General features: G+C 68.6%; 10 protein-coding genes. 8 read left to right on the plus strand and 2 right to left on the minus strand.

Annotated elements, in window-relative coordinates:
* Nucleotides 1-95: 95 nt before the first annotated feature.
* The gene (locus C1924_RS11535) at nt 96-1,001 is read left to right on the plus strand and encodes a LysR family transcriptional regulator (protein WP_108765429.1); all 906 of its coding nucleotides are present in this window, start codon (nt 96-98) and stop codon (nt 999-1,001) included.
* A gap of 131 nt (nt 1,002-1,132) precedes the next feature.
* Here C1924_RS11535 and C1924_RS11540 read toward each other — a convergent pair whose 3' ends face one another.
* A complete protein-coding gene (locus C1924_RS11540; protein ID WP_108765430.1) occupies nt 1,133-3,928 on the minus strand; it encodes a glycoside hydrolase family 3 C-terminal domain-containing protein in 2,796 nt (931 codons plus the stop codon).
* A gap of 334 nt (nt 3,929-4,262) precedes the next feature.
* On the opposite strand from C1924_RS11540, the gene C1924_RS11545 reads away from it, so the two are divergent.
* Together C1924_RS11545 and C1924_RS11550 are read left to right on the plus strand one after the other, a co-directional pair.
* Nucleotides 4,263-4,697 (plus strand): glyoxalase, encoded by a 435-nt coding sequence (locus C1924_RS11545; RefSeq protein ID WP_108765431.1) that lies wholly within the window; start codon nt 4,263-4,265, stop codon nt 4,695-4,697.
* 326 nt (nt 4,698-5,023) lie between these two features.
* Complete coding sequence (locus C1924_RS11550; RefSeq protein WP_108765432.1) at nt 5,024-5,728, plus strand: AraC family transcriptional regulator; 705 nt, start codon at nt 5,024-5,026, stop codon at nt 5,726-5,728.
* 9 nt (nt 5,729-5,737) lie between these two features.
* On the opposite strand, the gene C1924_RS11555 is transcribed toward C1924_RS11550, so the two are convergent.
* On the minus strand, nt 5,738-6,625 hold the full coding sequence (locus tag C1924_RS11555; RefSeq protein WP_108765433.1) for a sterol desaturase family protein: 888 nt from the start codon (nt 6,623-6,625) through the stop codon (nt 5,738-5,740).
* 85 nt (nt 6,626-6,710) lie between these two features.
* Here C1924_RS11555 and C1924_RS11560 point away from each other — a divergent pair, with 85 nt between their 5' ends.
* From C1924_RS11560 to C1924_RS11580, 5 genes are all read left to right on the plus strand, one after another.
* Nucleotides 6,711-7,661 carry a LysR family transcriptional regulator gene (locus C1924_RS11560; protein WP_174208993.1) on the plus strand — a complete coding sequence of 317 codons (951 nt, stop codon included), beginning with the start codon at nt 6,711-6,713 and terminating at the stop codon, nt 7,659-7,661.
* Between the two features lie 92 nt (nt 7,662-7,753).
* Entirely contained in the window at nt 7,754-8,404 is a 651-nt protein-coding gene (locus tag C1924_RS11565) for a DsbA family protein (RefSeq protein ID WP_108765434.1), read from the plus strand.
* Between the two features lie 36 nt (nt 8,405-8,440).
* Entirely contained in the window at nt 8,441-9,448 is a 1,008-nt protein-coding gene (locus tag C1924_RS11570; RefSeq protein WP_108765435.1) for a cyclase family protein, read from the plus strand.
* Between the two features lie 275 nt (nt 9,449-9,723).
* On the plus strand, nt 9,724-10,344 hold the full coding sequence (gene imuA, locus C1924_RS11575; protein WP_108765436.1) for a translesion DNA synthesis-associated protein ImuA: 621 nt from the start codon (nt 9,724-9,726) through the stop codon (nt 10,342-10,344).
* 9 nt (nt 10,345-10,353) lie between these two features.
* On the plus strand, nt 10,354-11,763 hold the full coding sequence (locus C1924_RS11580) for a DNA polymerase Y family protein (RefSeq protein WP_108765437.1): 1,410 nt from the start codon (nt 10,354-10,356) through the stop codon (nt 11,761-11,763).

An 11,763-nucleotide genomic window follows, 5' to 3' on the forward strand; every position in this document is an offset into this window, starting at 1 on the left:
CCAGCGGGGAAGCGGCCAGCATGCCCTTTGCAATTTGTTGGAAAAACACGACACGAGCTGCAACACTGTCAAATCTGTTTTGACAATGAATTGCCATGGTCAGCTTGGACCGCTTTGACATCTTCCGTGCCGTGGTCGACGCCGGCAGCCTCACCGCAGCCGCCGAGCGCCTGGGCCTGAGCCGCGCGGTGGTCAGCTTCAACCTGAAGCGGCTGGAGCAGGAGCTGGGCGTGACCCTGCTGCTGCGCAGTACCCGCCACCTGGCGCTGACCGAGGCCGGCGAACGGTTCCTGCAGCACTGCGTGCAGGCACTTGAGGCAGCGCAGGCGGCCATCGATGCCGCGCGCCGCGACCAGCACCAGCTGCAGGGCACGCTGCGCCTGACCACCACGCCGGAGTACGCGCAGCTGCGCCTGATCCCGGCGCTGGAGGCATTCCGCGCACGGCATCCGGCGCTGCAGCTGCATCTGTCCACGTCGCCAGCACCGGCCGACCTGATTCCCGAGCGCTTCGACCTGGCCATCCGCCTTGGCCGGCTGGCGGATTCAGGCCTGCACGCCAGCGAGCTGGAACGCCACCCGCTGTGCGCGGTGGCGGCGCCTTCACTGCTGGCACGCCTGCCCTCTGCCGATGCGGCCGATGATCCCGTGCAGCTGGGCAGCCTGCCCCGCCTGGGCTATCCACGCCTGACCGATGTGCCGGTGGTTGCGCCCGATGGCAGCGACGCGTTGTTTGCCACCAATCCGGGAAATGCCGTGGTGCGCGTGGACGGCGCCAGCAGCCTGCGCGCCTTCGCTCTGGCCGGTGCCGGAGTGACCGTGCTGCCGCGCTGGCTGATCGAGGACGACCTGGCCCTGGATCGCCTGCGGCAGGTGCTGCGCCAGCACCGTTTCCCGCAGCAGAGCGTGTACTCGGTCTACCCGCACAGTACGCAGCCCTCGCCGAAGGTGCGGCAGTTGATCGATTTCCTGCGGGGTTGGTTTGGCGGCACACCCGGCTGATGACGGCGGACGCCGGGCGCAGCGGCCACATTCCGGTAGCGCCGGGCCGTGCCCGGCGAGCGCAGCGGCAATCCACAAACAGACACGGCCCCTTCCGGGGCCGTGTCCTCAGGCATCAACAATCCGCAGTTTCAGCGCAGCACCTGCTCCACCAGCTGCACATCCACGCCCTGCAGCGGTTCGGCAGCGTTGCGCGACAGCTGCACCTGGTAGGTACCGCCATCAATCTTCCAGTGGCGGGCCTGCGCATCGTAGTGGGCCAGCGTCTTCGGCTCGGCTTCAATGCGGATGCGGCGCTGTTCGCCCGGCTGCAGCTGCACCTTGTCATAGCCGATCAGGCGGATCGGCGTCGTGCTGCCGGCCGGCAGCTTCAGGTACAGCTGGGCCACATCAGCACCGGCACGCTTGCCGGTGTTGCGGATGTCCACGCTGGCGACCAGGCGCGAGCCTTCCACGCTCACCTTCAGGTTTTCATAGGCGAACGAGGTGTAGGACAGGCCGTGGCCGAAGGCGAAGGTGGGGGTCAGGCCCTTGGCCGCCATCCACTTGTAGCCGACGTTGGCGCCTTCGATATCGAAATCGAACACATCACCGAATTCCTTCTTCGGCTTGAAGCCCAGCCCGTCGATGTGCGGACGCGGCAGCTGCGATTCGTCCACCACCCAGGTCACCGGCAGGCGGCCGGACGGGTTGGCCTGGCCGGTGAGCAGCGCGGCGATGCCTTCGCCACCACGGATGCCCGGGTACCAGGCCTGCAGCATCGCCGGCACCTGTGCCAGCCACGGGGTGCGCACCGGGCCGTTGGTTTCCAGCACCAGCACGGTCTTCGGGTTGGCCTTGGCCACCGCCGAGATCAGCGCGTCCTGGTTGTCGGGCAGCTGCATGTCCGGCAGGTCCACCGATTCGGCCGCCCACTGGGTGGCGAACACGATGGCCACGTCGGCCTGCGCCGCGGCCTTGGCCGCCGCAGCGGCGTTGGTGCCGTCCACGTACTCGATGGTCGCGTCCGGACGCGCTGCGCGCAGCGATTCCAGCGGCGAGGACGGGTGGAAGATCACCGGGCCCGGCCAGGTCGTCGGCATCACGCCCGGCACCGCGTTGGTGCCCTTGGCGGTCACGCCCACCATCGACGAACCACCGCCACCGATCACGCCCTTGTCGGCATGGCCGCCGATGATGACGATGCGCTTCACGCTGTCAGCCAGCGGCAGCAGGTTGCCTTCATTACGCAGCAGCACGCTGCCCTCTTCCACCGTGCGCTGGGCAACAGCGTAGCCGGCTTCGGCATCCACCTTCTGGTGCTGCGGCGGGTTGTCGAAGTTGCCGTGCAGGAACATCGTGCGCAGGATGCGCGCGACCATGTCGTTCAGGCGCGCCTGCGGCACCACGCCGCCATGCACGGCCAGGCGCAGCGGTTCGTCGAAGAACACCGCCGCGTCGAACACTTCACCGGCCGACTGCTGGTCCAGGCCGGCCAGCGCCGCCTTCGAGCCACTGTGCACGCCGCCCCAGTCGGACATCACGAAACCGGGGAACTTCCATTCCTGCTTCAGCACCTGGTTCATCAGGTAGCCGTTCTCGCAGCCGTAGGTGCCGTTGATCTTGTTGTACGAGCACATCGCCACGCCCGGGCGGCCTGCGTCCAGCGCGATCTCGAAGGCCAGCAGATCCGATTCGTGCATCGCCTGTTCGCCGATGCGCACATCGTGGAAGTTGCGGCGGGTCTCCATGTCGTTCAGCGCGAAGTGCTTCATCGAGGAGATCACGTGCTGGCTCTGCACGCCCTGGATGAGCGCACCGACCATCGAACCGGCCAGCAGGGGATCTTCGCCGGCATACTCGAAATTGCGACCGTTGCGCGGGTCACGCTGCAGGTTGACGCTGCCCGACAGCAGGATGTTGAAGCGCTGCTGCCATGCCTCGCGGCCCATGGTCGCACCGCCTGCGAACGCCACTTCCCGGTTCCAACTGGACGCGGTGGACGGGCCGGACGGCATGGCGGTGGCGAAGTCGCCCGGGCGGATGCCACCCGGATTGGTGACACCCACGCCGGCGTCGGCCGACTGCTGCGACGGAATGCCCAGGCGCGGCACCGCCGGCACGAAACCGGCCGAACCCACCGCACCTTCCGGCAGCGGACCGCCATCCTTGCCCAGCCCGAAGTAGCTGTGCAGCATCTGGAACTTCTCGTCCTCGGTCATCGCCTTCAGCAGCAGGGCGGCGCGCGCATCGGCGTTGAGGGTGGTGTCCATCCATGGCTGCTCGCCGCCCCTGTCGGCCACGTAGGCCAGGGTCAGCAGGGTCGCGCGCAGGGTGCTGCCATCAATCTTGAACGGCGCGCTGCTGGCCGCCTGGAAGCCATCGCTGAAGTAGCTGGCATCGGCTTCCAGGGCCACGCGGGCCGGGTCGAAGCCGGCCGCCTTGGCCGACTCACCGGCCACAGCGCCCAGCAGCACCGCCGGTGCGCCCAGGCGTGAACGGGTGACCAGGGCGGGCAGGCGGGCGGCGCCCGCGCCGGCATCGGTGTACAGCGCCACGGTGTGGCGGCCGTCGTCCAGGCGCAGGTAGTTCAGGCCCGGCTGGTCGGGGCCGGATTCGGCGGCGATCGGCAGGCGGGTCAGCACGGCCTGGCCCTGCTGGGTCTGGCCATCATCCTTGCCGGCGGCGATGAAGCGGTATTCGTAGCCCAGGCCGTCGGCCAGCAGCTGCAGCGGGTCGACCTGGCCGATGCCGCGCTGCACCTGGCGCACGCTGACCGCGTCCACCTTCAGGGATTTCAGCTGGGCAGCCAGGGCGGGGATTGCATCCTGGGTCGGTGCCTGTTCCAGGGTCAGCACGGTGAAGGCGGCCGTGTCGGCCCAGGCCGGGGCGGCCAGCGCGGCAGACAGCGCAAGGGACAGGGCAAGCGGCTTTGTAAACGTTTTCATCGGCGGGCGTAATTCCGTTGCCAAGGCAATCGGTCCAGGGAAAGTGCCGCCGAAGGGTGCAGCGTTCATGCCGCGCGGGCGTTGCCAGGCAACACACCGCGGGCCAGGGGACGGACCGGTCTGCGCTCGGGACCCTCCTCCCGGCGTGACAACCTGCCTGCCCGGGCCGCATAGCGACCCATCTTGTTAAGATTGTGCGAGGGCATTGATGGCTGTCAACAGGACCTAAGTCACAGGCCACTGCGACGGCATGGTTATCAGGCCATCACCGGCGGTCATCAGCGGGCCGCAGGGGCGTACCGATAATGGGAGTCCCCGGCGATGGACCGAGCCCATGAACGTACACCGCACTTTCGACCACCTCTGGCGCGACCGCTGTGATACTTCCAGCCAGCGCAGCCCGCGTGTGCTGATCCGCGTGTTCGTCACCCCCGGCGGACTGGAGCGCAGCGTCGCGTTCTACGAGCAGCTGCAGGGCGTAGTGGCCGATGCCGGCTTTCCGTTCCCCGATGCCGGCCTGCGCCTGGCCATGGTCGGCGCCTTCCTGCTGATCGAAGGCAGCGATGATGCGCTGGCGCCGTTCACCTCCACCACCGGCACCCTGCTGGTCGACGATGTCCGGCCGTACCACGACCGGCTGGTGGCCGCCGGCGCCGAGATCATCTTCCCGCTGCAGGTCGTGCCCACGGGCGCGGCATTCAATGCCGTGCACCCCGATGGCACCGTGGTCGAATACGTGCACCACCGCCCGGACCCGCACGGCCGGTGACGGGACAGCCAGGCGGCCGCCCGGCACCCGCTAACGTCAACGTCAACGTCAACGTCAAAAGCCTGCATTCCGTGGGTTGGCGGGGTGGGTCCGGTTGAGGGGGACGGCGTAAATACATCCATGTAGCCTCGGTCGCGCCATCCATGGCGCTCACGCCCCCTCAACCGGACCCACCCCGCCTTCGATAGTTTCCTGCGAACTGTTGGAACCTGCTGCTGTTGGAACCTGCTGCTGATGGGAGCTGCTGCTGATGGTGGGTGCCTACCGTTGGTCGGCACGGAGGTCGGATCTCCAGATATTCAAGTCCGATGGAGGTCCATCCACGCATGGCGTGGATCTACAATTGCGGCATGCCCCACCCCGCCCTGCCCTGGAATGGCACCCTGCTGCTGGATGCACACGCCGCCCTGCTGCAGGGCCATGCCGGTGGCAGCGGCACGCACGCACACTACGCCCACCAGCTGCTGGTCAGCGATGGGGCGCCCTGGCAGGTGGAGATCGACGGCGTGCCGCACCTCGGCCAACGCCTGTGGCTGCCGTCCTTCGTGCCGCATGCCATCCTCTCCGCGCCGCAGGACGGCTGCACGCTGTTCCTCGAACCGGCCCATGCCGATCTCGAACAGATCCAGCAGCACCTGCACCAGCTGCCCGCCGATATCAGCGTCCTGCACGAGCGACTGCCGCGGCTGAGCCGCGCGCAGCCGTTGGATCGCCGCGTGCAGGTAGCTCTGGAACGCATCGCCCAGCACCTGCCCGGCCCGGTGCCCGCCGCCGATATCGCCGGGGCCGCACATCTGTCAACCAGCCAACTGCACCGGCGTTTCCAGTCGGACCTGGCGGTGACCCTGCGTGGCTGGGTGCTGTGGCAGCGCCTGCGTACCGCACTGGCACACCACCTGCACGGTCACAGCCTGACCGACAGTGCGCACGCCGCAGGCTTCGCCGATCTGGCCCATCTGTCGCGCAGCCTGCGCCGCATGTTCGGCATCGGCGCGGCACAGCTGCAGGGGCTGCAGCTGCGCGCCACCTGAGGCGCATGCTCAACGACGGCGCAGGCCTTCAGGCACTTCAGGCACCTGCCCATGGGGCAGCTCGCGGAACGGCGCCATCAGTTGCCCGGCATAGTCGCGCGGATAATCCGGCTGGCTGCCGATGCCCAGGTCATGTGCGCCCAAGCGGTAGCCCGGTGCATCGAACGCGGTACCCAGCAGGCGGTCCCAGACGGTCAGGAACAGGCCGAAGTTGACGTCGCCGGCGGTGCCGTAGCGCATGTGGTGGAAGCGGTGCAGTGGTGCCCAGGCCATCACCCGGCCGAGTACGCCCGGGCGCATATCCACGTTGGAATGCTGCAGCAGCAGCTGGATGGCGATGGCAAAGGCCAGCACCGCGGCCACCGGCATCGGCAGGCCCAGCGCCAGCAGCGGCAGCACCCCGCCCACCGCCTCGGCCGCCTGGTGCAGCGGGTGCTTCATCAGGCCGTTGAAACCGTACATGCGGGTGACGCTGTGGTGCACCGCGTGCAGCCGCCACAACCAGCCGATGCGATGGCTGGCGTAGTGCACCAGGGTGATGCCGAGATCGGCGGCGATGATGGCCACCAGCACCTGCAGCGCGAACGGCCACTGCTGCGGCCACGCCTGCCACGGAATGATCGCCGCCAGCAGCGGCACGGCCGTGATCGACAGCAGGTTCAGGCCTTCGTTGACCAGTGCATGCAGGGTGTCGCGCACGCGATCGTCGTGGTCATGGTTGAACGACGGATCGTACGGCCAGAGGCGTTCGGCCATGAAGGACACGGCAATGGCGAGGGCCAGCAGGGCCAGCAGCCACAGCGGGTCGCCGTGGTGGTGGCCGACCCAGGCGATGGCGGCGGCGAGGAAACCGAACAGGAACAGCGGAGCGTACAGGCGGAGGATCCAGAGCTTCATGGGCAACCCGAAATATGAAGGGCCTGCAGGGTGGCGCCGCGCTCGGCTGGCTGGCTTGAACAAACGACGCAACCGCGTGGTGGGCATGACGTGGATCTACAATGGCGGTTTCTTCGCGCCCGGGACCGGCATGGACTCCTTCAACCTGATGCGCGCTTTCCGTCGCATCGTCGAGCGCGGCGGGCTGGCCCGCGCCGCCGAGGACCTGGGCATGTCATCGGCCGGGTTGAGCAAGCAACTGCGCGCGCTGGAAACGCACCTGGGCGTGGTCCTGCTGCAACGGACCACGCGGCGCATGAGCCTGACCGAGACGGGCCATACCTACTACCGCGAGTGCTGCCGCCTGCTCGACGAACTGGACGCACTGGAACGCGGCATTGCCGAACAGCGTGGCGAGGTGGCGGGGCGGCTGCGCGTAAATGCGCCGCAGTCCTTTGCCTTGAGCACACTGTCGCCGTTGCTGCCGCGCTTCCTGCAGCAGCATCCGAAGGTGTCGCTGGACCTGGTGATGGAAGACCGCCTGCTCGATGCCGTCGGCGAAGGCTTCGATGTGTCGCTGCGGCTGCGTGCCGAGCTGGATGACTCGCGGCTGGTGGCACGGCGCCTGGCCTCGCTGCAGCAGGTGCTGTGCGCGGCGCCATCCTACCTGCAGCAGCACCCTGCACCCGCAGCGGTGGATGACCTGCAGGCGCACAGCGTGCTGGCCTACAGCCTGTCCGACTCACCCGGCAGCTGGCCGCTGCTTGGCCCTGATGGCCAGGTGACGATCACCCTGCCGGCTCGCGTCACCGCCAACAACAGCCTGATGCTGCGCGATCTGCTGGTGGCCGGCATGGGCATCGGCGCCCTGCCCTCGTTCCTGGCGGCGCCGGCACTGGCCCGTGGCGAACTGCAGCAGGTGCTGCCCGACCACCAGTATCCGCCGCGCTTCGTGCATGCGGTCTACCCCACCTCGCGCCACCTGCAGCCCAAGGTACGTGCCTTCATCGATTTCCTGCACGCCGAGCTGCCTGGCTGCCCCGGCCTGGATTCGTAACCACCAGCGAAAACTGAGCTGCCTGCGGCGTGCTGTTTCAGGCATGCCGCGCTGCCTACTCTGCCGCCTCCCCTCTCACCGATGGCAGGCAGATGTCTTCCGCTCCTTCCCCCGCAACCGCAGCGCCGGTGGTCGATTTCTTCCACGACGTAGTCTGCGGCTGGTGCTTCGTGCTGGCCCCGCGCCTGCAGCAGGTCTCCGCCGAACTCGGCATCCAGGTGCGTCATCGCAGCTTCGTGCTGCAGGACTCGCGCGCGCAGATGGTCAAGGTGTTCGGCTCGATGCAGTGCGCCAAGGCAATCATCCTGCGCCACTGGACCGACTGCGCCGCGCATGAAGACAGCGCGCGCATCGATATCGAAGGCATGCGCGCACAGGATTTCGAGTATCCCTCCGGCTGGCTCGGCGCACTGGCCTGCCAGGCCGCAGGGCTGCTGGGCGGCAACGAGGCCCATGGCACGATGTTCGATGCCGTGCAGTGGGCTCACCTGCACCAGCACCGCAACATCGGCGATGCCGAGGTGCTGCTGGATATCGCCGAATCGCTGGGCCACCCACGCGGTGCCTTCGCTGGCCACATGCGCAGCGACGAAGTCCGCCAGCGCGTGCAGTCCGACCGCAGCGAAGCCGCTGCCCTCGGCATCCGCTCCATTCCCACCGTGATCAGCGGCAACGGTCTGCGCCTGCAGACCCTGCCGTTGCCGCAACTACGCCAGGCCCTGGCCCCTCTGGTCGCGGCCTGAGCCGCACCTTCCCCCACTCTGCAAGGAGATTCCCCCATGACCTCACGTCCCTTGGCCACCGCACTGTCCCTGCTGCTGGCCGGCACCGCCGCATCCACCACCGTGCATGCACATGAACGCGTTCCCTCCGGCCAGCAGGTCGGCACCAGCCCCTGGGGGCCGAAGGACGAGATCGGCCGCCTCAACCTGATCACCGAAGCTTCGCGCGCGGCGATCCTGTCGCGGGTCAGCGGCGGCAAGGCCTATGACCTGGCGACCGAGTACTACGTCGGCATGCCCAGCTGGCAGGACGCCGGTGACCCGCACTACCAGTTCTGGATGACCCACACCCCACGCGGCACGGTGATGGACGACCCGATGGGCGTGGGTGAAAGCATGAACCTGACCCGCAGCTACACCGGCACCGCGTTCTCGATGTACAGCCACACGGGCACCCACATCGATGCGCTGAACCATTTCGGCATCCACGGAAAGATCTGGAACGGCTTCGAGGCCGACCAGCATCTCGGCGATCGCGGCTGGAACGTCACTGGCATCGAGAAGTTCCCGCCGCTGATCGCGCGTGGCGTGCTGATCGACGTCGCCGGGACCAAGGGCGTGGACATGCTGCCGGACAGCTACCGGGTCACCCGCCAGGACCTGAAGGATGCGCTGGCACGCCAGAACGTGAAGCTGCAGCAGGGTGACATTGTGCTGATCCGCACCGGCCGCATGCGCCTGTTTGAACAGCCGAAGGCGTACATGGCCAACCCGCCGGGCATGGGCCTGGACGCGGCGCGCTTCCTGGTCGAAGACAGCGGCGCGATGATCGTCGGTGCCGACAACCTCAGCTTCGAGACCTTCCCCTCGGAGGTGTCCGACGACTACGTTCCGCTGCACACCTACCTGCTGGCCCAGCAGGGCGCACCGATCATCGAACTGGTGGCGCTGGACGAACTGGCCCGCGACAAGGTCTACGAGTTCGCCTTCATCGGCGGCCCGTTGAAGATCCGCGGCGGCGATGCTGCGCCGTTGCGTCCGGTTGCGCTGCCGGTGCGCCCGTAACCGGAATACCCGTGCCGGTGGGTGCCGGCCTTGGCCGTGCATGGCCTGGATCTGCCGGGCTCCCTCCCGTAGATCCACGTCATGCGGGATGCTTTACCCCTTCAGCAACCTGAAACCCGCCCCTCCAATTTCATTAGTAATTCTACTCACAAGGCGAGTAGCATGTCTGGTCCCAGCCCCTGATACCGGTCTGCCGACACTCGCTCCATGCCAGCCGTTTCCGTCCATTCCTGTCGCTTCCAGCCTGATTGGCCCCTCCCCCGGGGGACAGGCTGATGGGCGCTGTCGTCGCGCTCGACCGTCTGCTGGACGGCCGCCAGCTGTGGCGCGGCCCGGCGCGCAACGGGCCGGCCAGCGGTCATCTGGCCAGTGGCCACCCGGCGCTGGACGCCCGCCTGCCCGGCGGCGGCTGGCCGGCCAGTGGCCTGTGCGAGGTGCTGCAGGATGCGCCCGGGGTGGGTGAGCTGGCCCTGGTCTGGCCGGCGCTGGCCACGCTGAGCCAACGCGACCGGCCGATCGTGCTGGTCGCCCCGCCCTACCGCCCGCATGCCCCGGCCTGGGCTGCGGCCGGACTGGACCTGGCCCAGCTGCAGATCATCCAGGCGGCACCGAAGCAGGCGCTTTGGGCGGCTGAACAGTGCCTGCGTTCGGCCGCCTGCGCTGCCGTGCTGTGCTGGCCGCAGCCGCAGCAGGCCGATGACCGTTCGCTGCGCCGCCTGCAGGTGGCCGCCGACAGTGGCCAGTGCCTGGGCTTCGTGTTCCGCGACGTGTCCGCTGCGCGCAATCCTTCCCCGGCCAGCCTGCGCCTGCAGCTGGACCACGGCCAGGTGCGGGTGCTGAAGTGCCGCGGCGGCTTGCCGCCCGCACAGCCGCTGCCGCTGGCCGTCGCCCACTGAGGCCGCGCCATGCACTGGGCCTGCCTGTTGTTGCCGCAACTGGCGCTGGACAGCGTACTGCGCCTGCAGCCGGACCCGCAGCGACCGCTGGTGCTGCTGCAGGGGCCGGCACAGCGCCGCGTGCTGCGCGCGGTCAGCCCCGCTGCGCGGGCGGCCGGCCTGCGCCCCGGCATGCTGCTGTCGGCCGCGCAGGTGCTGGTGCAGGATCTGCAGCTGCACGACTACGACCCCGCTATCGAGCTGCACACCCGTCAGCTGCTGGCCAGTTGGGCCTATGCCTACAGTTCGCAGGTCAGCCTCGATTTCCCGCATGCGCTGGTCATGGAAATCGGCGCCAGCCGTGCCCTGTTCGGTGACTGGCTGAAGATCAGGCAGCGCCTGCGCGATGGCCTGCACGAGCTGGGCCTGCGCCACCGTCTGGTGGCCGCACCCACCCCGCATGCCGCGCGCGTGCTGGCCAACGTGCACGACGGCCTGGGCGTCGATGCGCAGCAGTTGCCGGCCCTGCTGGCGCAGTTGCCCTTGGCGCGCTGCGGCCTGCCCGCCGAGGCGGTCACCGTGCTCGGTCGCTCCGGCCTGCGCACACTGGGCGCGGCGCTCGACCTGCCTCGCGACAGCCTGGCCCGGCGTTTCGCCCCTGATGTGCTGCAGCAGCTGGACGCATTGCGGGGCCTGCCCGCATCGCCACTGCGCTACTACCAGCCGCCCGACCGTTTCAATGCACGCATTGAATTCGAGTACGAGATCGAATCCAGCCAGGCCCTGCTGTTTCCGCTGCGCCGCCTGCTGCTGGACCTGGCCGCTTTCCTCTGTTCGCGCGACGGCGGCGTGCAGCGCTTCGATCTGTATTTCGAGCATGACCTGCTGCCGGCCAGCGTGCTGACCATCGGCCTGCTGGCCCCTGAGCGCGATGCCGCGCTGCTGTTCGAGATCGCCCGCAACCGCATGGAAGCCTTTGCCCTGCCCGCCGGCAGCCGGGCGCTGCGCCTGCAGGCCGAACACCTGCCACCGTTCGTGCCGGCCGCGCGCGACCTGTTCGACACGCGCCCGGCGCAGGCCATGCCGTGGACCCAGCTGCGCGAGCGCCTGCGCGCGCGCCTCGGCGATGACGCCGTACAGCCGCTGGCGGTACAGGCCGACCATCGCCCCGAACATGCCAGTGGTACCCAGCCCGCAAGCGGGCCGCCCGCATACTGGCCACTGCGTCCCGGCTGGCTGCTGGAGACGCCGCAACCCCTGCGCGACCCGCGCCTGCGCATCATCGCCGGGCCGGAGCGCATCGAATCGGGCTGGTGGGACCACGCCGATGCCCGCCGCGATTACTACGTGGTGGAAACCGCGCACGGCCAGCGCGGCTGGGCCTTCCGCCCGCGCAACGATCCGCATGCGCCGTGGATGCTGCACGGCTGGTTCGGTTGA

Origin of the sequence: Stenotrophomonas sp. ESTM1D_MKCIP4_1, assembly GCF_003086895.1 — a bacterium.
Classification (GTDB): Bacteria; Pseudomonadota; Gammaproteobacteria; order Xanthomonadales; family Xanthomonadaceae; genus Stenotrophomonas.